This is a genomic window from Limnohabitans sp. 2KL-27 (assembly GCF_001269345.1).
Lineage (GTDB): Bacteria > Pseudomonadota > Gammaproteobacteria > Burkholderiales > Burkholderiaceae_C > Limnohabitans_A.
On sequence record NZ_CXOP01000002.1, the window covers coordinates 990,941 to 1,014,187 of the forward strand.

The 23,247-nt window shown below is 58.4% G+C and carries 21 protein-coding genes and 1 pseudogene; 14 read left to right on the top strand and 8 right to left on the bottom strand.

Translation table 11 applies throughout. From position 1 onward, the window contains the following. The first annotated feature begins 21 nt into the window (after positions 1-21). A complete protein-coding gene (locus LHAB_RS07580) occupies positions 22-2,247 on the top strand; it encodes a PhoX family protein (protein WP_090045131.1) in 2,226 nt (741 codons plus the stop codon). A gap of 18 nt (positions 2,248-2,265) precedes the next feature. Here the strand turns inward: LHAB_RS07580 and LHAB_RS07585 are convergent, their stop codons facing one another. Then, positions 2,266-2,817 (bottom strand): TlpA family protein disulfide reductase, encoded by a 552-nt coding sequence (locus LHAB_RS07585; RefSeq protein ID WP_090045132.1) that lies wholly within the window; start codon positions 2,815-2,817, stop codon positions 2,266-2,268. A 249-nt stretch (positions 2,818-3,066) separates the two neighbouring features. On the opposite strand from LHAB_RS07585, the gene pstS reads away from it, so the two are divergent. The 9 genes from pstS to lplT all read left to right on the top strand — a co-directional run bounded on the left by pstS (position 3,067) and on the right by lplT (position 12,341). Then, on the top strand, positions 3,067-4,086 hold the full coding sequence (gene pstS, locus LHAB_RS07590; protein WP_090045133.1) for a phosphate ABC transporter substrate-binding protein PstS: 1,020 nt from the start codon (positions 3,067-3,069) through the stop codon (positions 4,084-4,086). Positions 4,087-4,177: 91 nt separating this feature from the next. Beyond that, positions 4,178-5,155 carry a phosphate ABC transporter permease subunit PstC gene (gene pstC, locus LHAB_RS07595; RefSeq protein WP_228763381.1) on the top strand — a complete coding sequence of 326 codons (978 nt, stop codon included), beginning with the start codon at positions 4,178-4,180 and terminating at the stop codon, positions 5,153-5,155. A gap of 7 nt (positions 5,156-5,162) precedes the next feature. Continuing rightward, on the top strand, positions 5,163-6,017 hold the full coding sequence (pstA, locus tag LHAB_RS07600; protein WP_369814107.1) for a phosphate ABC transporter permease PstA: 855 nt from the start codon (positions 5,163-5,165) through the stop codon (positions 6,015-6,017). 54 nt (positions 6,018-6,071) lie between these two features. Beyond that, on the top strand, positions 6,072-6,845 hold the full coding sequence (gene pstB / locus LHAB_RS07605; protein WP_090045138.1) for a phosphate ABC transporter ATP-binding protein PstB: 774 nt from the start codon (positions 6,072-6,074) through the stop codon (positions 6,843-6,845). 13 nt (positions 6,846-6,858) lie between these two features. Next, on the top strand, positions 6,859-7,557 hold the full coding sequence (phoU, locus tag LHAB_RS07610) for a phosphate signaling complex protein PhoU (protein WP_090045139.1): 699 nt from the start codon (positions 6,859-6,861) through the stop codon (positions 7,555-7,557). Beyond that, complete coding sequence (gene phoB, locus LHAB_RS07615; protein ID WP_090045141.1) at positions 7,554-8,249, top strand: phosphate regulon transcriptional regulator PhoB; 696 nt, start codon at positions 7,554-7,556, stop codon at positions 8,247-8,249. Before phoU ends, phoB begins: the two co-directional genes overlap by 4 nt. A gap of 13 nt (positions 8,250-8,262) precedes the next feature. Further along, positions 8,263-9,582, top strand: coding sequence for a phosphate regulon sensor histidine kinase PhoR (gene phoR / locus LHAB_RS07620; protein WP_090045143.1), 1,320 nt, complete (start codon positions 8,263-8,265; stop codon positions 9,580-9,582). A 121-nt stretch (positions 9,583-9,703) separates the two neighbouring features. Then, positions 9,704-11,137, top strand: a complete 1,434-nt coding sequence (locus LHAB_RS07625; protein WP_090045144.1) for a UDP-glucose dehydrogenase family protein — start codon at positions 9,704-9,706, stop codon at positions 11,135-11,137. Continuing rightward, on the top strand, positions 11,130-12,341 hold the full coding sequence (gene lplT, locus LHAB_RS07630) for a lysophospholipid transporter LplT (RefSeq protein ID WP_090045146.1): 1,212 nt from the start codon (positions 11,130-11,132) through the stop codon (positions 12,339-12,341). Before LHAB_RS07625 ends, lplT begins: the two co-directional genes overlap by 8 nt. 13 nt (positions 12,342-12,354) lie before the next feature. On the opposite strand, the gene LHAB_RS07635 is transcribed toward lplT, so the two are convergent. Then, a complete protein-coding gene (locus LHAB_RS07635) occupies positions 12,355-13,560 on the bottom strand; it encodes a glycosyltransferase family 4 protein (protein ID WP_090045147.1) in 1,206 nt (401 codons plus the stop codon). 107 nt (positions 13,561-13,667) lie between these two features. Here LHAB_RS07635 and LHAB_RS07640 point away from each other — a divergent pair, with 107 nt between their 5' ends. After that, the gene (locus tag LHAB_RS07640) at positions 13,668-14,276 is read left to right on the top strand and encodes a hypothetical protein (protein ID WP_090045149.1); all 609 of its coding nucleotides are present in this window, start codon (positions 13,668-13,670) and stop codon (positions 14,274-14,276) included. Positions 14,277-14,324: 48 nt separating this feature from the next. On the opposite strand, the gene LHAB_RS07645 is transcribed toward LHAB_RS07640, so the two are convergent. Continuing rightward, positions 14,325-15,956 (bottom strand): aminotransferase class III-fold pyridoxal phosphate-dependent enzyme, encoded by a 1,632-nt coding sequence (locus LHAB_RS07645; RefSeq protein ID WP_090045150.1) that lies wholly within the window; start codon positions 15,954-15,956, stop codon positions 14,325-14,327. Positions 15,957-16,008: 52 nt separating this feature from the next. Between LHAB_RS07645 and asd the strand changes: the two genes are divergently transcribed. Beyond that, a complete protein-coding gene (gene asd / locus LHAB_RS07650; protein ID WP_228763382.1) occupies positions 16,009-16,890 on the top strand; it encodes an archaetidylserine decarboxylase in 882 nt (293 codons plus the stop codon). Between the two features lie 45 nt (positions 16,891-16,935). On the opposite strand, the gene ppk2 is transcribed toward asd, so the two are convergent. From ppk2 to LHAB_RS14745, 3 genes and pseudogenes are all read right to left on the bottom strand, one after another. Beyond that, a complete protein-coding gene (ppk2, locus tag LHAB_RS07655; protein WP_090045152.1) occupies positions 16,936-17,841 on the bottom strand; it encodes a polyphosphate kinase 2 in 906 nt (301 codons plus the stop codon). A 132-nt stretch (positions 17,842-17,973) separates the two neighbouring features. Continuing rightward, positions 17,974-20,346 (bottom strand): cation-translocating P-type ATPase, encoded by a 2,373-nt coding sequence (locus LHAB_RS07660; RefSeq protein ID WP_090045153.1) that lies wholly within the window; start codon positions 20,344-20,346, stop codon positions 17,974-17,976. A gap of 193 nt (positions 20,347-20,539) precedes the next feature. Then, positions 20,540-20,704 (bottom strand): annotated as a pseudogene (locus tag LHAB_RS14745) (cation-transporting P-type ATPase); the annotation flags it as partial. A gap of 70 nt (positions 20,705-20,774) precedes the next feature. Here LHAB_RS14745 and LHAB_RS07670 point away from each other — a divergent pair. Together LHAB_RS07670 and LHAB_RS07675 are read left to right on the top strand one after the other, a co-directional pair. Continuing rightward, the gene (locus LHAB_RS07670; protein ID WP_090045156.1) at positions 20,775-21,386 is read left to right on the top strand and encodes a hypothetical protein; all 612 of its coding nucleotides are present in this window, start codon (positions 20,775-20,777) and stop codon (positions 21,384-21,386) included. Positions 21,387-21,459: 73 nt separating this feature from the next. Further along, entirely contained in the window at positions 21,460-21,915 is a 456-nt protein-coding gene (locus tag LHAB_RS07675) for a MaoC family dehydratase (protein WP_090045158.1), read from the top strand. Here LHAB_RS07675 and trmL read toward each other — a convergent pair. Both trmL and LHAB_RS07685 read right to left on the bottom strand, forming a co-directional pair. Beyond that, positions 21,906-22,403: a tRNA (uridine(34)/cytosine(34)/5-carboxymethylaminomethyluridine(34)-2'-O)-methyltransferase TrmL gene (gene trmL / locus LHAB_RS07680; RefSeq protein WP_090045159.1), complete on the bottom strand. Its 498-nt coding sequence runs from the start codon at positions 22,401-22,403 to the stop codon at positions 21,906-21,908. The two genes, LHAB_RS07675 and trmL, sit on opposite strands and share 10 nt — an antisense overlap. A 22-nt stretch (positions 22,404-22,425) precedes the next feature. After that, entirely contained in the window at positions 22,426-23,172 is a 747-nt protein-coding gene (locus LHAB_RS07685) for a ComF family protein (protein ID WP_090045161.1), read from the bottom strand. Between the last annotated feature and the right edge of the window lie 75 nt (positions 23,173-23,247).

Sequence of the window (23,247 nt, forward strand, 5' to 3'; positions counted from 1 at the left end):
CCGTTTTAACAGGAGTCATCCATGTCTCACCACGACCTCGATCCCATCCACAACACATCTGACAACCCGCATTTTCAGGATGTGTTGCGCCAATCCCTGCAAAACCCCGCTCGTCGTGGTTTGCTGCTCGGGGGTATGGGCTTGGCGGGCATGTCCTTGTTACCCGGTTGCGCCACTTTGGGTTCGCAGACTGCCGCTGTTCCCAAGGCGCTGGGCTTCCCATCCGTGGACAAGAGCCTGCTGGACAACGTGATATTGCCGCCTGGCTATCAGTACACGGTCTTGCACGCCACGGGCGATGCACTGGATTCAGCCTTGCCCGCTTACTCCAACAAGGGTGTCGAATCCGACGACTGGTCGCGCCGCATTGGTGATCACCACGACGGGATGGACATTTACTACATCGATGCCAATGGCCGCTACACCGAGAAAGAAACAGGCCGCGCCGTGCTGTGTGTGAACCATGAAAGCTCGGCCGATGCGCATTTCATGCACCCCAATGGCCAAACCTCCAACGGCGTGAGCGGCAAGAAGTTTGACCAGTTTGGCTCTTGGGATTTGGGTTCACGTCCTGAATTGGAAGTGCTCAAGGAAATCAACCACCACGGCGTGTCGGTGGTCGAGATCGTTAAATCACCGCAAGGCTGGCGCATCAAGCAAGACTCACCCCTGAACCGCCGCATCACCGCACAAACGCCTGTGCGCATCAGTGGCCCCCGCGCCCAGATTGAGGCGATCCGCAGCTTCATGGTCACCCGCTGGGACACGGCCGGTGCCATGGCACGTGGCACGCTGAACAATTGCGGCCATGGCAAAACCCCTTGGGGCACCTATTTGGGCTGTGAAGAAAACTGGGCCTTTTACTTTCAGGCCACGGGCACGGGCACCGGACTGTCGGCCAAAGAAGTGGCGGCACGCCGTCGCTATGGCGTCGCTGCTGCAGCGCCCGCTGCAGGCGTGCAAAAAGCCATCAGCCAGGGTTGGCACACCGTCTCGTCCAACGACGACCGTTTTGCCCGCTGGAACTTGGCCGCTGTGGGTGCCGACGCTGAAAGAGATTTCCGCAACGAAGCCAATACCTTTGGATTCAACGTGGAAATCGACCCGCTGGCTCCCAATTCCACGCCGGCCAAACGCGTGGCCATGGGCCGTTTTGCCCACGAAGCCGCCGTTTGCAGCCTGCCCAAGGCGGGCGAGCCCTTGGCCTTTTACATGGGCTGTGACGCCCGCAACGAGTACATCTACAAATTTGTCTCCACCGCTGTTTGGGACCCGCGTGACGTGGGCGGTGGTTTGGTGGCAGGTGACAAGTACCTGAGTGAAGGCAAACTGTACGCTGCGCGTTTCGATGCCACAGGCCAAGGCGAATGGCTGGAGTTGACCATCGCCGATCCACGCATTGCCAACCACAGCGCCTACAAATTCGCCAACCAGGCCGATGTGTTCATCAACGCCCGCCTGGCTGCCGATGCCGTGGGCGCCACCAAGATGGACCGTCCGGAGTGGGGCGCTGTCAACTACCGCAATGGCGAGGTGTATTTTGCGCTGACCAACAACAGCGCAGCCAACCGCACCCCCGCCAAAGTGGACCCGGCCAACCCCCGCGCCTACATGGACATGGATGGCAAAAAAGGCATGGGCAACCCGCATGGCCACATCATCCGGTTCCATGAGGCAGGGCAAAAATCCACAGCCAAAGCTTTCGCTTGGGACATCTTCCTGTTCGGCGCAGAAGAAGATTCCGGCGATGCCAACTTGTCGGGCTTGAGCGCCAAAAACGCTTTTTCCTCCCCCGACGGTTTGTGGTTCAGCAAAGCCACGGGCATCTGCTGGATTCAGACCGATGACGGTGCTTTCACCGATGAAACCAACTGCATGATGCTGGCCGCTATTCCAGGCCAGGTGGGTGATGGCGGCAAAGTCACCGTCAAAAACAAAATGGTGGTCAATGGTGTCGAGCAAACCGGCACCCAACAGACCTTCATGGGGGCGGCATTGGGCGACGCCAAACTGCGTCGTTTCTTGGTGGCACCCGCCGGCGCAGAAGTCACTGGCATCACCGAAACGGCCGATGGCCGCACCTTGTTTGTCAACATCCAGCACCCTGGCGAGTTGTCCAAGCCCTTGGCTTCGGGCAATGCGCCACAAAGCATGTGGCCCGGCAACCAGGGTTACGGTGTCCAAGGCCGTCCACGCTCGGCCACCATCGTGATCACCCGCAAGGATGGTGGGGTGGTCGGTCTGTAAAGCCCAGGGGCCAAGTGTTCAAAGCAGGCGGGCGATGGCTTCGACATCCTCGGCGAACATTTGGCCCTTTTCGGCCAGCAGCACTTTGTGCTGGCTGTCCATCAAGAGCGTGATGGGCAAGCCCTTGGGTTTGGGAAACTGCTGGCGCCATGCTGGGCTGGCCCAAGCCGATGGGAAGGTGTAGCCTCGTTTTTGCAAATAAGCCTGAGCGGCCTCGGACTTTTTGTCGATGGACAAGGCCAGCATGCGCAGACCCCGGCTTTTTTGTGACTGCCACAGCGCCTGCATGCTGGGGCTTTGCAAGGCGCAAAAGGGGCAGGTGCTGGACCACCAATAAAGCAACAAGGGCTGTCGTTCGTGCTGAAAGTCCTGGCCATTGAGCAAACGGATAGCCGGCACTTTCAGCACATCACCGACTCGGGGCATGGTCGGAGCCGTGGCTTCCAGGGCCGCTTCAGAGGGACTCTGAGCCTGTGCGCTGGCCCAAGGCCACAAGGCCCCCAAGCCCAAGCCCAAGGCCAATTGCCTGCGTGTTGCAAAAGCCAGTGGTGAAAAATTTTGGGCGGGCATGGGGTCTTCCCTTGGACTGTGAATGCACCAATATAAGTCAAAGTCAATGTTTGAGGGTCACCGTGGTCTGGACACAGATGAAAACGGCTGGGTGAAAGCTTCACGAGTCAAGAATCTGGGATAGATCAATAAGAACTTAAAAAACATCTCTTTGACACAAGACTGTCACAATTCACCTCTAAAGTGACATCAGTCCTCAAGAAATCCTACTTGGGGGTCTTGAACGCACACCCTCAACCAGGAGTTGATATGTTGAAACTGAAATCTTTTGTAGCCGCCATTGGCCTGAGCGCCATGGCAGCGGCCAGCTTCGCCGCCGACATCACCGGCGCTGGCGCGACATTCCCTTTCCCTATTTATGCCAAGTGGGCTGAAGGCTACAAAGCCGCCACAGGCACAGGCATGAATTACCAGTCCATCGGTTCTTCCGGTGGCATTCGCCAAATCCGTGCCAAAACCGTGACTTTTGGCGCCACAGACGCCCCTGTTCCAGGCGCTGACCTGGACAAAGACGGCATGGTTCAGTTCCCCGCCATCATCGGCGGCACTGTGCCTGTGATCAACCTGGACGGCTTCAAACCTGGCGAATTGCGCGTGACCGGTCCCGTGATGGCCGAGATGTTCATGGGCAAGATCAGCAAGTGGAACGATCCCAAGTTTGCAGCTTTGAACCCCGGTAAAAATCTGCCCAATGAGACCATCACCGTGGTGCACCGCGCCGACGGTTCGGGCACCACCTTCAACTGGACCGACTACCTGACCGCCGTGAGCAAAGAATGGGCTGACACCGTGGGCAAGGGCGCTGCCGTCAAGTGGCCAGCACCCACCTCGGTCGGTGGCAAGGGCAATGAAGGTGTGGCTGCCAACGTGAACCGCATCAAAGGCTCATTGGGTTATGTGGAATACGCCTACGTGAAAAAGAACAACATGAATTTCATGCAAATTCAAAACGCCAACGGCAAATACGTCAGCCCTGACGACTTGACCTTTGCCGCAGCAGCAGCCGGTGCTGACTGGTTCAGCGTGCCAGGCATGGGCGTGTCCATGGTCAATGCCAAAGGTGACAACAGCTGGCCCGTCAGCACGGCCTCTTTCATCTTGATGTACAAAGCCCCGGCCGACAAAGCCGCTTCGGCCGAAGCCCTCAAGTTCTTCGACTGGTCTTTCAAGAACGGCAAGAAAATGGCCGCAGATCTGGACTATGTGCCCCTGCCTGACAGCTTGACCGATCAGATCCGTTCACGGGTTTGGTCGCAAATTCAGAAGTAATCCACGCTTCGGCCTTTCATCCGTCGGTTGTCCTGAAGCGACCGACGGATTTCTTGTTTAATTCGATGCTCTTTGTTTGATGGGTCAAGACATGCAATCACCCCTCTCCAGTGCGGACAACAACAGCCACATGCTGGCCGTGGTCAAGCGGCAGCGGCTGCAAGACATGTTGTTTCACCGCCTGACGCAGTTGTTCTCCTTGTTGGTTCTGGTGGCCTTGGCCGGGATCATCGTGTCTTTGTTCATCAACGCCTGGCCCACCTTTGCCAAGTTTGGTGCGCGTTTCATTTGGTACGTGGAGTGGGACATCATCAACGAAGAGTTTGGTGCAGCCATTGCGATCGTGGGCACTTTGGCCAGCGCTGGCATTGCCATGCTGGTGGCGGTGCCTTTGGCTTTTGGTATTGCGGTCTTTCTGACCGAGACCTGCCCCGTCTGGTTGCGTCGCCCTTTGGGTACGGCCATCGAGTTGTTGGCAGCGGTGCCCTCCATCATTTACGGCATGTTCGGTCTGTTTGTGTTTGCACCCTTGTTTGCTGATTACATCCAGGTGCCGCTGCGCGAGGTGTTGGGCGGCATGCCCCTGATCGGGTTCTTGTTTGGTGGTGCCACCAACGGCATGGGCATTTTGGCGGCCGGTATTGTGCTGGCTTTCATGGTCTTGCCTTTTGTGGCGGCTGTGATGCGCGATGTGTTCGAAATCACCCCGCCCATCCTGCGCGAATCGGCCTATGGCTTGGGCTGCACCACCTGGGAAGTGGTGCGCAAGATCGTTCTGCCTTACACCCAAAAGGGCGTGATCGGCGGCATCATGTTGGGCCTGGGTCGCGCCTTGGGCGAGACCATGGCCGTGACCTTTGTGATTGGCAATGCCAACCGCATGCCAACTTCGTTGTTCTCGCCGGGCACCTCGATTGCCTCGACTTTGGCCAATGAATTCGGCGAAGCCGCAGACTTCCACATGTCGTCCTTGTTTGCGCTCGGCTTCTTGTTGTTTGCGATCACCTTTGTGGTGTTGGCCTTGGCCAAAATCATGATCAATCGGGCTGAAAAGGCCAAGGGGTTCTGACATGTCCATGAACATGAATCACGCGCTCTATCGTCGGCGCCGCTTGGCCAACGCTTGGGGCATGGTCACATCCATGCTGGCCATGGGTTTGGGTTTGGCCGTTTTGATGTGGATTTTGGTGGTCTTGTTTTCCAACGGCTTTGCCGCATTGGACTGGAACATCTTGACCAAGGACACGCCTGCGCCAGGCACCGATGGCGGGGGGCTGCGCAATGCCATCGTGGGCAGTTTGATGATGGTTGGCTTGTCGGTGTTGGTGGCAACGCCTGTAGGCATCTTGGCGGGCATTTACCTGACCGAATACGGCGATCAAAGCAAAACGGCCGAGCTCACCCGCTTCGTGACCGACATCATGCTGTCGGCCCCGTCCATCGTGATCGGTTTGTTTGTGTATGCCATCGCGGTGGCCACCTTGGGTGGGTTCTCTGGTTACGCAGGTAGCCTGGCGCTGGCGCTGATTGCTGTGCCTGTGGTCATGAGAACCACCGAAAACATGCTCCGTCTGGTGCCTGGGAGCTTGCGCGAGGCGGCTTTCGCCCTGGGCGCGCCGCGTTGGAAGGTGTCTTTGTCGGTCACCCTGCGTGCGGCCAAAAGCGGGGTGATCACCGGTGTGTTGCTGGCCATTGCCCGCATCAGTGGTGAAACAGCGCCCCTGTTGTTCACCGCGTTGAGCAACCAGTTTTACAACGACGACATGAGCAAGCCCATGGCCAATTTGCCGGTGGTGATTTTCCAGTTTGCCATGAGTCCTTATGACAACTGGATTCGGTTGGCTTGGGGTGGGGCACTCTTGATCACCATGACGGTTCTGATTTTGAACATCTTGGCCCGCGTGTTTTTCAGGGACAAACAGTCGGCTTGAGGCTGACAGTTCCCAACACCACAGCTTTTTCTATTTGTATTTACAGGAATTCTCATGCCTGACAAGAAACCGACCCAAAACGCCCTCGAAGTGCGAAACCTCGACTTTTTTTACGGCAAATTCAAAGGCCTGAAAAACGTCAACCTCGACATTGCAGAGCACCGCGTGACGGCCTTCATCGGTCCATCGGGCTGCGGCAAATCCACTTTGCTGCGCACGCTCAACCGCATGTACAGCCTCTACCCCGGCCAGCGCGCAGAGGGCCAGATCAACTTTTACGGTCAAAACATCCTGGACAAAGGCCAAGATCTGAACTTGTTGCGCGCCCAAATCGGCATGGTGTTCCAAAAGCCCACACCTTTCCCGATGTCCATCTACGACAACATCGCCTTTGGCGTGCGTTTGTACGAAAACCTGAGCCGCTCGGACATGGACGAGCGTGTGGAGTCTGCCCTCACCAAAGCGGCCATCTGGAACGAAGTCAAGGACAAGCTGGGCCAAAGCGGCCTGTCTCTCTCGGGCGGTCAGCAGCAGCGCCTGTGCATTGCCCGCACGGTGGCCGTCAAGCCCAAGGTCATCTTGCTTGACGAGCCCACATCGGCTTTGGACCCGATCTCGACCGCCAAAGTCGAAGAGTTGGTGAGCGAGCTGAAAAAAGAATACACCGTCGCCATCGTCACACACAACATGCAGCAGGCTGCGCGTGTCTCCGACTTCACGGCTTATATGTACCTGGGCGAGTTGGTCGAATTTGGCCAGACCGAGCAGATTTTCATGAAGCCCGCCAAGCAGGAAACCGAAGACTACATCACCGGCCGTTTCGGCTGATCAGGAGCACACCATGGACAAACACATTTCAAGCCAATTCGACGCCGAACTCACCGGCGTTTCTTCCCGTGTTCTGGAACTGGGTGGCCTGGTCGAATCGCAAACCCGCCATGCGGTGTATGCGCTGGCCCAGTTCAGTTCGGAAGTGGCCGATCAGGTGGTGGCCACCGAAAAGCAGGTCAACGCGCTGGAGGTCGAGATCGATGCCGAATTGGCCTCGATCATTGCACGCCGACAGCCCACAGCACGCGATCTGCGTTTGCTGATGGCCATCTCTAAAATCACGGGCAACCTGGAGCGTGCCGGCGATGAGGCCGAGCGCATTGCCCGCATGGTCAAGCTGATCCTGGATCAGGGCACGCCACGCAACCTGCCCTCTTCGGAGCTGCGCATTGCCGCCGATTTGGCCACAGGTTTGCTGCGCAAGGCGCTCGATGCCTTTGCCCGCCTGGATGTGAACACGGCGCTGGTCATCCTGAAAGAGGACGATCTGATCGACGCCGAGTTCAATGGTTTTGTGCGCAAGTTGGTCACTTACATGATGGAAGACCCCCGCACCATTTCGGCCAGTTTGGACTTGCTGTTTGTGGCCAAGGCGATCGAGCGCATTGGCGACCATGCCAAGAACATCGCTGAGTTTGTCATCTACGTGGTCAAAGGCGCTGACGTGCGCCACACCGCCTTGACCGAGATTGAAAAAGCGGTGCAATGAGAACCACACCTCGCATTCTGATTGTCGAGGACGAGCCCGCCATTGCCGAGCTGATCGCGGTGAATCTGCGGCACAACGGCTTTCAACCAGTGTGGGCCATCGACGCCGAAACCGCCCAGCGCGAACTCGACGAGATCCTGCCCGATGTGATCTTGCTGGACTGGATGCTGCCTGGTGAGAGTGGCTTGGCGCTGGCCCGCAAGTGGCGTGCATCGTCACGCACCAAAGCGGTGCCTATTTTGATGCTGACCGCGCGCGGCGATGAGGCCGATCGGGTGGCCGGACTCGATGCCGGCGCTGACGATTACATCGTCAAGCCGTTTTCGCCGCGTGAGCTGCTGGCGCGCATCCGTGCGGTGCTGCGTCGCCGTGTGCCCGAGGCTTCGGGGGGCGTGGTCAAAATGGGCGACTTGCAGCTCGATGCCGACACACACCGGGTCAACTTGGCCGACAAACCCCTGAAGGTGGGTCCGACCGAATTCAAGCTCTTGCACTATTTCATGCGCCACCCTGAGCGGGTGCACAGCCGGGGGGCCTTGCTCGACAAGGTCTGGGGCGACCACGTCTACATCGAAGAGCGCACGGTGGATGTACACGTCAAACGCCTGCGCGAGTCGCTGGGCGATGCTGGCAACATGATCGAGACCGTGCGCGGCGCGGGCTACCGTTTCACCCCCACTCCCTCCGTTTGAAGTCAGGTCCTGCATGTTTTTTTGGCTTCTCGAAATGCTCTTTCTGGTGGGCTTGGCGGGAGCACCTGGCTGGTTCCTAGGGGGAGCCATTGGGGCTGTGCTGGGCGCGCTGATTGCTGTGTTCATTTATGGCGCCACGCTGTTGTGGAAGCTGGACCGCCTTGAGCGCTGGCTGAGTGCGCCGGTTTTGCGCCAGGACCCGCCGTGGCATGGTGTTTGGCGCGAGATTTCTGTTCGCGTACAACGCATGGTGCGCCAGCAGGAAAAGCTGGCCGCTTCACACCAAAAACAGCTGCAGGATTTTTTGCAGGCGATTCAGGCTTCGCCCAACGGGGTGATCTTGCTGGACGAGCAATCTCGCATCGAATGGTGCAACGACACCGCTGCGGCGCATTTGGGGCTGGATGCGCAAAGGGACCGACTGCAACACGTCGCACACCTGGTGCGCGACCCGGTGTTTGCGCGGTATTTTGCGCAGGACGACCATGTTTCTGAGGTGGTCATTGAGGGCCGTGCCAGCTCGGTCGTCAACCGGCAGAAATTGTCGGTGCAGTTGCACGCCTATGGGGAAGGGCGTTCGCTGCTTTTGACGCGCGACATCACGGCCGTCGCCCAAGCAGATGCCATGCGCCGCGACTTTGTGGCCAATGTGTCACATGAAATTCGCACCCCCTTGACGGTGCTCAGCGGCTTTGTGGAAACCCTGCAGTCCATTCCCATGGATGCCCATGAAACCCAGCACTACCTGCAGCTCATGTCGGCGCAATCGGACCGCATGCAGTCCTTGGTGGCCGATTTGTTGATGCTGTCGCAACTCGAAGGCAGCCAGTTGCCCAGTACCCAGGACAAGGTGTCCCTGGCGGCCTTGATGCTGCAAGTGACCACCGAAGCCCAGGGCTTTTCGGACTGGATGGCCAGCAAAGGCCAGGGGCCTGTGCACCAATTGGAATTTGCCCCAGTGCCCGATGTGTATTTGCTGGGTGCGCGTTCGGAGTTGTTGAGTGCGGTCTCCAATCTGGTCAGCAATGCGATCCGTTACACCCCTCTGGGGGGCCGCATCCAGATCCAGTGGACAAGCACGCCCGAAGGCTTGGTGTTTGCCGTCAAGGACTCAGGCCCCGGCATCGCGGCCGAACATTTGCCACGTTTGTCCGAACGGTTTTACCGGGTGGACCGCAGCCGGTCCAGAGAAACCGGTGGCACCGGCTTGGGCCTGGCCATCACCAAGCACGTCATGCAACGCCACGGCGGCGAACTGCGCATCGAAAGCGTGTTGGACCAAGGCTCCACATTCAGGCTGTTGTTTCCACCAAGCCGAGTCGTCCTGGCATGAGCTGATCCGACCGGATCCGGGGCATTCACAAGCAGACAACCTTGTCGTGATTTCTTCATGCAAATGACACGCTCGATTCACGGTTGATGTGGATCATGACCAGCAAACTTGGAGGTTTGCCATGCGTGTCACAGTCATCGGTTCGGGTTACGTTGGTTTGGTCACAGGCGCTTGCTTGTCGGACCTGGGTTTCAAGGTGTTGTGTCTGGACAAGGACGAGGAAAAAATCCGTGCCCTGCAACAAGGGGATGTGCCCATTTATGAACCCGGACTCCAAGAGCTGCTGAGTCGCAATCGGGCCGATGGTCGCATTCGATTCACCAGCGATGCCTGTGAGGCGGTGGAGCATGGTGACATCCTGTTCATCGCGGTGGGCACACCGCCGGCCGAAGATGGTTCGGCCGACTTGGCTCACGTCTTGTCTGTGGCATCCACCATTGGACGACACCTGAAGGGCTTCAAGTTGGTGGTCAACAAATCCACCGTTCCGGTAGGAACGGCCGACAAGGTGCGTGCTGCGATCTCCCATGAATTGCTGCACAGGGGCATGTCGCTGGACTTGTTTGATGTGGTGTCCAATCCGGAGTTCCTGAAAGAAGGGGCCGCCATTGATGACTTCATGCGTCCTGATCGGATTGTGGTCGGCGTGGATGAGGGGCTGCACCATGCCCGCAGCCGTCGCATGATGGGTGATCTGTATGCCAGTTTCAACCGCCACCATGCCCGCACCGTGTGGATGGATGTGCGCAGTGCCGAGTTGACCAAATATGCGGCCAACGCCATGTTGGCTGCGCGCATTTCATTCATGAATGAGATGGCCAACCTCGCCGATGTGCTGGGGGCCGACGTGGACCACATTCGCCGGGGCATTGGCGCAGACAGCCGAATTGGACACAGCTTTTTGTATGCGGGTTGTGGCTACGGGGGCAGTTGCTTTCCAAAGGACACACAGGCTTTGGTCAACACCGCCAAGGCCCATGGGCACAGCATGGCGGTGGTCAGTGCCACGGAGTTGGTCAACGAGCGTCAGAAAACGATTTTGGTGGACCGATTGTCGCAGCGCATGGGACCTGATTTGACAGGTAGAAAAATCGCAATTTGGGGCCTGGCCTTCAAGCCCAACACGGATGACATGCGCGAGGCACCCAGTCGCGTGGTGATTCGTCAATTGTTGCAGCAAGGTGCGCACGTCAGCGCCTATGATCCCGTGGCGGGGTCTCAGGCCCTTGAGGCTTTGCGGTTGGATCTGAGCCAGGAGCCCTATCTGTTGAGGCGTTTTGAATTGGCCGCTTCAGACATGCAAGCGTTGGAGGACGCAGATGCCTTGATGGTATTGACGGAGTGGAAAAATTTTCACAACCCGGATTTCGAGGCCATGAAGGTATTGATGAAAAGACCCTTCATTTTGGACGGCAGAAACCTTTACAACCCGGAAGCCTTGAGTGAACTCGGCATGGCTTACCAAGGAGTGGGCAGGCGCAATCATTTGGCTCAGCTGATGGATTTCGGGGGCGCAGTCGAAGCATCCACAGCGTCCGAATGGATGAATGCCTAAGGGTTTTCCGTTTTTGATCCTGGCCCAGTTTTTCAGTGGGCTGGCAGACAACGCATTTTTGTTGCTTGGCATTTTCTTTTTGCAAGAGCAAGGCCATCCCGCTTGGTGGGCCCCCGTGCTGAAAATGGTTTTCACGGTGTCCTATGTGGTGCTGGCCAGCATTGTGGGGCCTGTGGCCGATGCATTTCAAAAACGCCACGTCATGCTGGCCATGAACTTGCTCAAGTTGATGGCCGTTTTCTTGTTGTGGACAGGAACACACCCTCTGCTGGCCTTTGCACTGACAGGCTTTGCTGCCTCGGTGTATGCCCCGGCAAAATACGGTTTACTCTGTGAAACTGTGCCGGCTGCAGGTTTGGTCAAGGCCAATGCCTTCCTGGAGGTGTCGGTGGTCTTGTCTGTTCTATGGGGTGTTGTGTTGGGTGGTTGGCTGATGAGCGCAGGGTCCTTAGGGGGCGAAGGGGCTGCAGCTGTCTTGCACTCAACCCTCACCAGTTGGCTGGTTGAAACCCAAATTGGCTTGGGCTTGGGTGTGATCTGCTTGTTGTATGTGTTCTCAGCTTTCCTCAACCTCGGCATGTATGCCTTGCGCTCGCCTCAACACCCTGACTGGGCATGGTCCGATCTGCGTTGGTCGGCCTTTTGGGCCAACCATTTAATGTTGTGGAGAGACCCCTTAGGGGGCGTTTCCTTGCGGGTCACCACCTTGAGTTGGGGGGTGGGCGCTGCGCTGCAGTTCGTGGTTCTGGTGTGGGCACAGTCCCAAGCTGGTTTGACGCTTCAACACGGCGCATATTTGCAGGGCTTGGTCGCATTAGGCGTCATCGGTGGTGCGGTCATCGCCGCACTTCAATGCCAAATTTTTCGTGCCCGCAAACAAATGGTGTGGGCCGTGGTGTTGGCTTGTCTGATGCCTGCTCTGGCGCTGACGCAGAGCCTGTGGTTGGCCGTGCCCATGCTGTTGGTCGCGGGTTGGGCCGGCGGCATGTTGCTGGTGCCCATGAATGCCTTGTTGCAACACCGGGGTCACAAGATCATGCCTCCTGGGCGCTCGATCGCCGTGCAGGGTTTCAATGAAAATCTGAGTGTGTTGCTGATGCTGGGTTTGTACAGTTTGCTGCTGGCATGGGAATGGCCTCTGTTGACCATCATGCTTTGCTTGTCATTGCCCTTGTGGGTGGCCATCATGCCGTGGCGTCGCTAGGCGCGAAGCTGGATCAACGATCAGTCAAAAAACCCTTCAGGACCCTTCGGAACATGTTCTCCACTTCAACGGCGATGCTGGGCCACTCCCATTGACGAATGCTGGCCGCGGCGTTCAGGCGTGCCTCTTGCAAAGTGCATGTGTTTTGTGTGATGGCCAAGGCTCGCAATACAAAGCGTTGTGCATCTTCTCCAGGAACGAGCCAGCCATTGAGCTCGTCCTCAATGACTTCCTTGGCGGCGGCGCAGTCAAACGCCAACACTGGGGTGCCGCTGGCCAACGCTTCCAGAGTCACATTGCCGAATGTTTCGGTCAAGCTGGGAAACACAAACAGATCTGCACTGGCGTAAGTCACAGCCAGCTGCGCTTGCGAGGCCATGCCCATGAAGATGGCATCCGGGCAATCGGCCTGCAGTTTGGTCCGATAGGGGCCATCACCGCAAAAAACCAGTTTGACTGGGCGGTTGTTTTGTTTCAAGGCATAGTAGGTTTTGACTGTCAGATCCAGATTTTTTTCTGCCGCCAAACGCCCCACCGACAAGATGACCAGCGTCTTGTCATTGGCTTGCCATTGCTTGCGCAAGTCAGCGCTCCGTTTGTTTGGCCTGAAAAGCTGAGTATCTACACCACGTGACACCACTTGGAGGTTGTGAAACCCCAAGACCCTGAGCTGATCGTGCATGGCCTGGGTCGGCACCATGGTGCACAGGGTGCGGTTGTGAAATTTTCGCAAGTAAGCCACGATGGGTTTTTGCAACCAGCCCACGCCATAGTGCTTGCTGTAACTTTGGAAATTGGTTCTGAAGTCAGAGGTGACCGGCAAACGCAAGACCCTGGCCGCTTGCAGGGCCGACCAACCCAATGGCCCCTCGGTGGCGATGTGAACCAAGTCGGGCCTTTGCTGTGTCCAGGCCTGGACCAGTGATTTTTTGCTGGGAAAACCCAGTTTGAGTTGTGGGTAGCGCGGAATAGGCATGCCTTTGAGCAGCAACTCACTCCAGCCCTCCCGATGGCTTTCGGTTTCATGGCGGTCTTGTCGGGGCCGGATGAGCTGAATCGTGTGTTGGCGTTGGCTCAGTTCCTGGATCAAACGCGACAGGGTCAGTGCAACACCGTTGACCTCGGGTGGCCAGGTTTCGGTCACCACCGCAATGCGCAAGGGTGCGTTGGCGGGCACAAAATTTTCGACGCAATAGGGCGCGTTGTTGGGTTCAAGCATGTCCCTATCGTGAACGCTGGTTTTAACAGTTTGATGACAAAAGTAATGTCACTGTTTTTTCACATGAATTGATGATGATCTTCACACATTCAACTCATGGGGTTCTTGTGAAAGATTTCTTGAAAGCTTTGGAAGTGCAGCGCTGGGACGATCACCGTTATTACCACCATTGCCGCATCAACCAGTCCTTGCACTTGCTCAGTGCGATGGCTTTTGTGGTGGCTTATGGGATGTTGTGGATCGATCCGGCCATGGCCGCATTGCTGGCCTGGATGGTCTCCATGACCTCCAGGCAAGCCGGTCACTTTTTCTTTGAACCATTGGGCTATGACCACGTCAACGAAGCCACCAACGACTTCAAGGAAGAGATCAAGGTGGGCTACAACTTGCGGCGTAAGGTGGTGCTCTTGAGTGTCTGGGCCCTTTTGCCGTTGGCTATTTACATGAATCCTGGCTTCATGGGCTTGCTGCCTGTGCATGAAAACTGGTTTGAGTTTTTGCGGGCTGTGGGTTTTGCGTGGCTGTATTTGGGTGCGGCGGCTTTGCTGTTCCGCACGGTGCATTTGTTCTTTCTGCACGACGTCCAAACCGGACTGGTCTGGATGACCAAGATCATTACCGATCCGTTTCACGACATTTACCTCTACCACCGGGCGCCTTGGCAGTTGCTGCGGGGTGAGCGCTTCGCCGACAACACTTTCCACAGCGGTCGCTGATGGTTGAAAACCCCGGTTTACCTTGCCATGGTGAACCGGGGTTTGGTTTCAGCGAAACAGTGTTTCTTTCAGGATGCTGCGGCGGATGGATTTGTTGGTGATCTCGGGGGCATGCCACCACCAGCCATCGCGTTGCATGTCTTGAGCAGCCGTGACAAACTTTTGAAGCACTTTTTCAAAGTCGGCGTCGCTGTAGTTGAGGCTGAAGATCAAACGACCCGTTCCCACCCAACTGAGCGCCAATCCATGCAGCCTGAGGTAGTACTGCAGCATCCAGTTGTACCGGCTGGGCTGGGTGTAGAAGAGTGTCCAGACACTCGACATGTTGGCCGCTTGCAAGGGCAGCTCATGCGTTTGCATGGTCCTGTTGAATTGGGTGGCGCGGGCATTCCAGCGTTCGTCCAAGCCTTCGTAAATGGCCTTGATTTCGGGGGTTTCCAGTTGCTCAAGAAAGACCGACATCGCACCCATGACTGCAGGGTGTGCGTTGAAGGTGCCGCGTGCAAAGCAAATGTCGGCTGGACGTTTTTCATTGAAGCGACGCATCCATTCGCGCTTGCCACACACCACACCCACCGGAAAGCCGCCTCCCAGGGTTTTGCCATAGGTCACCAAATCGGCCTGCACGCCGAAGTAGGCTTGCGCACCGCCTGCAGCCAATCGGAAGCCCAAAAAAACCTCGTCAAATATCAATGCAATGCCGCGTTCTGTGCAGACTTGGCGCAAGGCCTTGAGCCAAGCGGTGTACGCCTCGCGGTCATAGGCGGCACGGCGGCTGCTGTCGACCAAGGTCGAGTCTCCCGGTGCGTTGGTATTCGTGTGCAGGGCTTGCAGCGGGTTGATCAGCACGCATGCGATGTCCTTGCGGGAGCGCAACACCTGCAAGCTGCGCTCGCTCATGTCGCTCAGGGTGTAGGTCTCGCGCGGCGGCATCGGGTTGCCCGGGCCGGGTTGTACATCCTCCCACCAACCATGGTATGCACCACAAAATCGCACGATGTTTTTTCGGCGCGTGTGGTAGCGGGCCAGGCGCACGGCCTGCATCACAGCTTCGGTGCCCGACATGTGAAACGACACCTCGTCCAAGCCCGAGATGGCCTTCAGGCGCTCTGCATTGCCAGCCACCACAGGGTGGTAAGAGCCCAAAACCGGTCCCAGGTCTTGGGTGCGTGCCATGCCCTCGGTCATGGTGCGTTTGTAAAAGTCAGCGCCAAAAACGTTCACGCCATAAGAACCTGTCAGATCATAAAAAACATGACCGTCCAAATCGGTGACGTACACGCCATGGGCCGATTGCAAGAACGAGCCAACCTTCAGGTGCTCGCGCACCACAGGGCTGAATTGGAAGGGCACGCGGTAGGCAGCGATGAATTGCATGTCAGAGATGTTCTCGCGTGCCGCCGCGGTGGCCTCGATGCTCAAGCGGTGGCGCGTTTGCAGCGTGTGGCCCAAGGCAAAAAATGCCTTGCGTCGTTGCGCTTGAACGTCTTCGGGAGCGCCGTCACAACCGAAGAATTCAGTCTCATCGAAGCCGTAACCGGGCAACCAGCGTGCCAGCCGTTTGGCCATGCGCGAATGCCCGGCCAGCGAGCGGTGTTTGGCCCGCGAGAGTTGTATGCGCCGATGCAGGCTTGGGGCCAATGCGGCCAGTACGCCCAAACTGATCCAAGTGGAGTTCACAGCAGTTTCCTTGTGTCAATGAAATTTCTTTTTATTCAAATTGAGTGACAACATGATGAAGATTCGCCGAATTTTTCATAAGTGGATGATGCAAGAAGACCTGAATTTTTTGCTCACCAACCGCATCCCACGCATCACCTTGACACGCTTCATGGGTTGGTGGAGCCAGATCCGACATCCTTGGGTGGTCAAGTCGTCCATGGCGGTTTGGCGTTTGTTCAGTGATCTGGACTTGAGCGAAGCCAAGCACACCCAATTTGACAGCTTGCATGCGTGCTTCACGCGTGAGCTCAAGCCTGGGGCCCGGGTGGTCAACCCGGATCCCGCGCTCATGACCTCGCCTTGTGATGCCATCGTGGGCGCGTGCGGCACGATCACGCAAGGCCAAGTTTTTCAAGCCAAAGGTTTTCCTTACCAGTTGCATACCTTGCTCGGCACTTCCGAGCGCTGTCAGCATTGGCCTGCCGCCCTGGAAGGGGGCACCTATGTCACTTTGCGCTTGACCAGCAGCATGTACCACCGCTTCCATGCGCCGCACGATGTGCAACTCCAGCATGTGACTTACATCTCGGGCGACACCTGGAATGTGAACCCGGTGGCTCTGGCGCGTGTACAAGAGCTGTTTTGCAAAAATGAACGGGCGGTCTTGCACATGCAAACGCAAGAGGGTTTGCCTTTCTTGATCGTGCCCGTGGCAGCTGTGTTGGTGGCCAGCATGCGCTTTCATGCGGTCGATGTCTTGCTCAATCTGCGCTACAAAGGCCCGAACGAAATGCCCTGTGATGCGGCCTATATCAAGGGCCAGGAAATGGGTTGGTTCGAGCATGGCTCGACCATTTTGGTCTTTGTACCTCAAGGTTTTGCCTTGGCCGATGGCATTGCGTCGGGCGTGCGAATTCAGATGGGGCAGGCCTTGCTAGAACGGCTTGGTTGATCAAACTCGGGCACGGTGGACCAAGACCGTGCTTTGTTGGCAAGGTCAATACTTCTCGGGCACGATCATGTCCGCAGGAACCGGGTGGCGGATGTAATCGGGGTTGCGAACTCGGCCCGGGAGCTCCACTTGTGGGTGAGCCACTTCGTGATATGGCACCTGTGCCAGCAAGTGGTCAATGCAATTGAGTCGGGCTTTTTTCTTGTCCACTGCCTGCACCACCCACCAAGGTGCTTCAGGTATGTGCGTGCGCTCGATCATGGTTTCCTTGGCGCGGGTGTAATCTTCCCAGCGGCGGCGGCTTTCCAAATCCATGGGGCTGAGTTTCCACTGCTTGAGCGGGTCGTGGATGCGGCCCAAAAATCGGGCGTGTTGCTCGTCATCGGTGATGGAGAACCAGTACTTCACCAGCTGAATGCCGCTGCGCACCAACATTTTTTCAAACTCAGGCACCGAGCGAAAGAACTCCTCGTATTCTTCGTCATTGCAAAACCCCATGACTTTTTCTACGCCTGCGCGGTTGTACCAGCTGCGGTCAAACAGCACAATTTCGCCTGCTGCGGGCAGGTGCGAGATGTAGCGCTGAAAGTACCACTGGGTTTTCTCACGATCGTTCGGCGCGGGCAGGGCGGCCACGCGGCACACGCGTGGGTTCAGGCGCTGGGTGATTCGCTTGATCACGCCGCCTTTGCCCGCTGCATCGCGGCCCTCAAAAAGGATGACCATGCGGTGGCCGGTTTTGACCACCCAGTCCTGCAGCATCACCAATTCGGACTGCAGCCGCAAGAGTTCACGGAAGTAATGGGTTCTTTCTCCCCAAGCGGATTCCTTGGAAGCACCTTCAACGCTCCAGCGGTCATCCAACTCCAACTCCAGTTCTTCATCCAGACTGTCAAGCAAGTCTTCGCGAAGTTGCCTTAATTGGATGTCGGTGATGGCGTTGGTGGTCATGACGTACAGACAGGATGAATCAGGGGAGCAATTTCCTCTTCTTTGATGAAAGCTTGATGACACGAATCAGCAGAGTCAAAACTGCCCATCTCCCGCATGAAGTTGAGTTCAAAGGCCATCATCAGGGTGTGCTCAAAAGGATGAGTTTCTAGGCGCTGATTTGCCGTATCGCTGCAAAACCGAGATGCCAACGCCGCTGAGCAGACCCGATGCCAAAGCGATGAGCAGGGGCCACAGAGGTGGCGGCTCAAATTGAAGAGGACCTGACAGCCAAGGCCAATGGATGGCCAAAGCCAGAAAAAAACCGGCCAAGCCGATCACCCCGTAGGCCACGGCATTGGGGGTGTTCAGGCTGCGCCAGAACTGCCCAGCGCCTGCACGATTGGACAGGATCAAGGCGGCATTGCCGGTGAGTAGTGTGATGAACAGCATGGCGCGGGTTTGGGCTTCGCTCAAAGGTGCCATGAACAGCGGGTTGGCCAGCGCAGGTGTCCACAGCGTTGTCCAGGACGCCCCGTTTGCCCCCGGCCAGAGTTGTGCCAGGTAGAAGGTCAAGCCCACAGCGCCCAACACGCACAGCCCTTGCCCCAAGGCCAGGCCGATGGCTTGCGGTCCAAACAGGGCGGCACGGGTATCGCGGGGTGGCTGCTGCATCACGTTCGCTGCTGCGGGCTCGTTCTCGAATGCGAGGGAGCAGGCCGGGTCAATCACCAGTTCCAGCAAGGCCACATGCAGAGGCAGCATCAGGGGTGGCCAGCCCATGAGCATGGGGACCAGGGCCATGCCTGCGATCGGGAAGTGGATGGCAAAGATGTATTGCATGGACTTTTGCAGGTTGCCGAAAATGCGCCGGCCCAAACGGATGCCCCGAACGATCGAGGCGAAGTTGTCGTCCACCAGCACCAGGTCAGCGGCTTCCCGAGCGACATCGGTGCCGCGTGCCCCCATGGCGATGCCCACGTGCGCGGCTTTGAGGGCCGGGGCGTCGTTGACACCATCGCCCGTCATGGCCACGACTTGGCCTTGGGTTTGCAGCGCTTGCACGATGCGCAGCTTCTGGTGCGGCGAGATGCGGGCGCAGACGGTGACCCGCCGCAGCCGCTCGCCCAAAGCCACGTCATCCAGGCCCTCCAGGGCTTCACCGGTCAGCGTGTCCCCCGCGGGCAGTCCGGCTTGCCTGGCGATTTCTTGGGCGGTGGCTGGGAAGTCACCGGTGATGACGATGACCTGAATGCCCGCCGTTTGGCAGTCGGCCACGGCTTGGGCAATTTCGGGGCGCAAGGGGTCGGTCAGCCCGATCAGGCCCAACCACGCAAAGTCAAAGTCGTGGGGGCTGTCGGGGTAACTGTGGCCATCGAATTGGCTGTGTGCCACTGCCAGAACCCGCAAGCCTTGAGCGGCCATGTCCGCCACGCAGCCCAGCCAATGCTGCCGCGCTGCCGGATTCAGGTGACACAGGTCCATGATGGCTTCGGGTGCGCCTTTGGCCGAAACCACCTGCGGATCGGCCGGGTCGAATGCCCAGACATGCGACATCGCTTTGAGGCTGGGGCTGAGGGCGTAGGTTTGCACCAACTGGCCTTTGCCGAATGCACGCTGCCCCCCGTTCAGATGGTGTTGGCCCATGGCGTGGAAGGCGGTTTCCATGGGGTCAAAGGGCGTGGGGGCACTGGCCAAAATGGCGTGTTCAATCAGCGGGTGGAAAGCCTCTGACAAGGGCGGTGCGCGATTCGGCGCAGCGCTGGCTTGGCCAGGTGCAGGTGTTGGCCAGAGCAGGGTGTTGAAAGGTTCTGCGCTGCCGACCGTTTTGGGGACGGCCAGTGCCGTCACCGTCATGCGGTTTTGCGTCAAGGTGCCGGTTTTGTCGGTGCACAGCACGCTGATGGCCCCCAGCGTTTCGATCGCGGTGATGTGCCGGGTCAGCACGCCTTCACGCGTCAGGCGACGCGCACCCATGGCCGGAAACAGCGTGAGGACCACGGAATACTCTTCGGGCAGGATGGCCATGGCCAGCGCGATGCCCGACAGCAGAGCCGGCACCCATTGACCGGTGCGCCAGCCCAGGGTGAGCACCATCACCACGCACAGCACGCCCACCAGACTGGCCAGCACCCGGACCAGTTTGGCGGTTTGTCGCTGCAAAGGTGTATCGGCTTCGCGTACCTGATTCAAGGCCAGCCCAATCTGACCGATCTGGCTGCGCATGCCGGTGGCTGTGACCACCAGTCGGCCGCTGCCGCGCACCACAAATGTGCCGCCGTGCACGCAGGAGGCTGTTGGCGGTTGGGAGGACAAGTCGCTGCCTGCCGGCAATGCCTGCACAGGGCTTTTGTCTACCGCGACCGATTCACCCGTCAACAGGGATTCGTCCATTTGCAGGTTGTTGGCCTGCAGCAGCCAGCCGTCTGCGGCGACCCGGTCGCCTTCGGAGAGCAGCAAACTGTCCCCTGCGACGACTTCGTTGGCCGGAATCTCTTGCATTTGCCCATCGCGCAGCACAGGCATGCGCTTGCGTGAGCTGGCGCAGGGCTTCGATGGCGGCCTCGGAGCGGCCTTCTTGGTAAAAGCTGAGCACCAGCACAGCCAGCACAAACACCGACAGCGTCAGTCCTTCTGCCAGATCACCCAGCAGCACGTACAGCAGCGCCGCGCTGACCAGCAAGGCGAACATGGGCTGGCGCAGCGTGTCGGCCAAGCGTCGCCACACGGTGCGACGTGTGCCCTGCGCCACTTCGTTGGGGCCATCTTCTGCCAGCCGTGTGCGGGCCTGGGCTGTTGTCAGCCCTTGGGCGGTGTTAAGGTGTTCGGGTGGGTGATCGGCTGCCATGGTCATCGGCCAGTTTGAGAGCGCCCACGCCTGCATGTATTGACCGTCGTCAAGGCAAGCCCATGGTGTCGCTCAATGCCTGCCCCAGCCTGATCAAGGAGATCCCATGAACCCCCAAATTCAGGAATTTTTGGACCGTATCCAGCAGCTGGAAACGGCCATTGAGCAAGAGGCCAAAAGCCGTCGCCAGCAGTGGCAGGCCGATTTTGAAGAGCACAAGGTGCGCTTTGAAAAAGAAGTGCTGGCCCAGCAAAAGCGCTTCAAAGAGGGTTTGCTCGGGTATGTGCTCACCGCCGATTGGCGGCATGTGCTGTGTGTGCCCTTCATTTACCCGGTGTTGCTGCCCATGCTGCTGTTCGATGCCTTCATCACGCTCTACCAATGGGTGTGTTTCCCCTTGTGCGGCATCCCCCGGGTCAAGCGCTCGGCGTATTTTGTGTACGACCGCACGCATCTGGCCTATCTGAACTGGCTGGAAAAAATCAACTGCGCGTACTGTTCTTATGGCAATGGCCTGATGGCTTACGGCCGTGAGGTGGTGGCCCTGACCGAAAAATACTGGTGCCCGATCAAGCATGCCCGCCGTAGGATGCAGGCGCATGCGCACTACCACGGCTTTGCCGATTACGGCGACGCCGAAAACTACCGCGCCGAATTGGCCCGTTTGCGTGAGGAACTCCGGCAGATGCGTGCCAGCGAGGCAGCACCCCCTGCCTGACCCCGAGGAATACCTTCGGCTTGTGTCACGTCATCGACACCCTGAGGACGCGCAGGTGAATAAAGTCAGGGCCATGAAAACATTTGCAAACTTGGCCGAATTGGCCGCTTGTATTGGCCAGGATGTGGCGGCGACCGAATGGGTGACCATCACCCAGCAACAGGTCAACCAGTTCGCCGAGGCCACGGGTGATCACCAGTGGATCCACGTCGACGTGGAAAGGGCCCAGCAAGGCCCCTTTGGTGCCCCCATCGCGCATGGCTTTTTGACCTTGTCCTTGTTGTCTCAGTTCTTTGACAAAACCATTCAGGTCACTGCCAAAAGCATGGGCGTCAATTACGGCCTGAACAAGGTCCGTTTCATGGCCCCGGTGCCGGTGGGCAGCCGTTTGCGGGCGCACCTGCATTTGCATTCGGCCACGCCCATCGAGGGCAATGGACTGCAGCTGCAGTGGAACGTGACGGTCGAGCGCGAGGGCAGCGACAAACCAGTGTGCGCTGCCGAGTCGCTGGTGCGCATTTACGCCTGAGCACTCGGGCTTGGCGCAGGGCTGGCCCCGGCAAAGCCATGTTGCCGCCAGGCTTCGAACACGGTCACAGCCACCGCATTGGACAGGTTCAGGCTGCGCTGGCCTTCGCGCATGGGCAGCTTGATGCGCTGTGCCGGTGCAAACTGTTCGCGCAGCTCGGTTGACAGGCCCCGCGTTTCCGAGCCAAAGACCAGCCAGTCGCCTGGTGCAAAAGCCACACCGTGGGCAGCGCGGCTGCCACGTGTGGTCAGGGCAAACATGCGTTCGGGGTTGGGTTTTTCCTGGGCCAGAAATGAGGCCCAGTCTGCATGGCGGCGCAAATCGGCGTACTCGTGGTAGTCCAGGCCTGCGCGGCGCATGTGTTTGTCGTCCATCGAAAAGCCCAGGGGCTCGATCAGGTGCAGCGTGCAGCCGGTATTGGCCGCGAGGCGGATGACGTTGCCGGTGTTCGGCGGGATTTCGGGCTCAACCAAGACGATATGGAACATGGCCGGTATTGTGCCTTGGCCTTCAGGATTCGCCCCCTGTTTCGGTGCGTGCCAGCACCAAGGCGCTGACCTGCGCCGCTCCCGCTGCGCGCAGCACCCCGGCTGCCATGTGCAGGGTGGCGCCACTGGTCATCACGTCGTCGATCAGCACCACCTTCTTGCCCCGTAACTGTGCGGCCCGCAAAGGCTCTACCGCAAAAGCGCCCACCAGATTGGCCAGCCGATCTGCCCGGGGCAAGGTGCGCTGCGAGGGTGTGTCGCGCGTGCGCAGCAGCATGCGGGCGTCGGCTTTGTGTGGGCTGAGTTGGCGGGCCAGCAGCCAAGATGGGTTGTAGCCGCGTTCGGCCAGGCGCTGGGCCGACAGCGGAATCGGCAGCACCCAGTCGGCTGCGTCCAGTGTGTCTTCGGCCAAGGGGGTGCTCAACATCAGGGTGGCCAAGGGTGCGGCCCAGCCGGGTTGCTGCTGAAACTTGAAGCGGGCGATCAGGTCCGACCAGGGCCAGGCATAGGCGGTGGCCGTCAGACACAGGGCCAGAGGAGCCGGTGTTTTCAGGCAAGCACCGCAGCGCTGTTCAGGGTGGGGCAAGGGCAGGGCGCAACTGGGGCAGCGGTGCTCGGGTTGGGCAAAGCGGCTGATGCAGGCCTCACACAACGGCGACTGGGGCCAGCTTTGGCAGATGGCGCAGCGGCTGGGCAGCCAAGCCCAAGCCAGGTCGGGGCGAGGCGACCAGAGCTTTGAGCCTATCCCTTGGAACCATTTGGGCCACATGAAATCAATATACTGCCGCCACCCCCTGACCACAAGGCGAACCTGTCGTTGGCCTGAAGCAGGGGACATCTTTCT

Coding starts and splice junctions, on each gene's coding strand:
- LHAB_RS07580 (WP_090045131.1), top strand. CDS start 22: ATGTCTCACCACGACCTCGATCCCATCCACAACACATCTGACAACCCG.
- LHAB_RS07585 (WP_090045132.1), bottom strand. CDS start 2,817: ATGCCCGCCCAAAATTTTTCACCACTGGCTTTTGCAACACGCAGGCAA.
- pstS (WP_090045133.1), top strand. CDS start 3,067: ATGTTGAAACTGAAATCTTTTGTAGCCGCCATTGGCCTGAGCGCCATG.
- pstC (WP_228763381.1), top strand. CDS start 4,178: ATGCAATCACCCCTCTCCAGTGCGGACAACAACAGCCACATGCTGGCC.
- pstA (WP_369814107.1), top strand. CDS start 5,163: ATGAACATGAATCACGCGCTCTATCGTCGGCGCCGCTTGGCCAACGCT.
- pstB (WP_090045138.1), top strand. CDS start 6,072: ATGCCTGACAAGAAACCGACCCAAAACGCCCTCGAAGTGCGAAACCTC.
- phoU (WP_090045139.1), top strand. CDS start 6,859: ATGGACAAACACATTTCAAGCCAATTCGACGCCGAACTCACCGGCGTT.
- phoB (WP_090045141.1), top strand. CDS start 7,554: ATGAGAACCACACCTCGCATTCTGATTGTCGAGGACGAGCCCGCCATT.
- phoR (WP_090045143.1), top strand. CDS start 8,263: ATGTTTTTTTGGCTTCTCGAAATGCTCTTTCTGGTGGGCTTGGCGGGA.
- LHAB_RS07625 (WP_090045144.1), top strand. CDS start 9,704: ATGCGTGTCACAGTCATCGGTTCGGGTTACGTTGGTTTGGTCACAGGC.
- lplT (WP_090045146.1), top strand. CDS start 11,130: ATGCCTAAGGGTTTTCCGTTTTTGATCCTGGCCCAGTTTTTCAGTGGG.
- LHAB_RS07635 (WP_090045147.1), bottom strand. CDS start 13,560: ATGCTTGAACCCAACAACGCGCCCTATTGCGTCGAAAATTTTGTGCCC.
- asd (WP_228763382.1), top strand. CDS start 16,009: ATGATGAAGATTCGCCGAATTTTTCATAAGTGGATGATGCAAGAAGAC.
- ppk2 (WP_090045152.1), bottom strand. CDS start 17,841: ATGACCACCAACGCCATCACCGACATCCAATTAAGGCAACTTCGCGAA.
- LHAB_RS07660 (WP_090045153.1), bottom strand. CDS start 20,346: ATGCCTGTGCTGCGCGATGGGCAAATGCAAGAGATTCCGGCCAACGAA.
- LHAB_RS07670 (WP_090045156.1), top strand. CDS start 20,775: ATGAACCCCCAAATTCAGGAATTTTTGGACCGTATCCAGCAGCTGGAA.
- LHAB_RS07675 (WP_090045158.1), top strand. CDS start 21,460: ATGAAAACATTTGCAAACTTGGCCGAATTGGCCGCTTGTATTGGCCAG.
- trmL (WP_090045159.1), bottom strand. CDS start 22,403: ATGTTCCATATCGTCTTGGTTGAGCCCGAAATCCCGCCGAACACCGGC.
- LHAB_RS07685 (WP_090045161.1), bottom strand. CDS start 23,172: ATGTGGCCCAAATGGTTCCAAGGGATAGGCTCAAAGCTCTGGTCGCCT.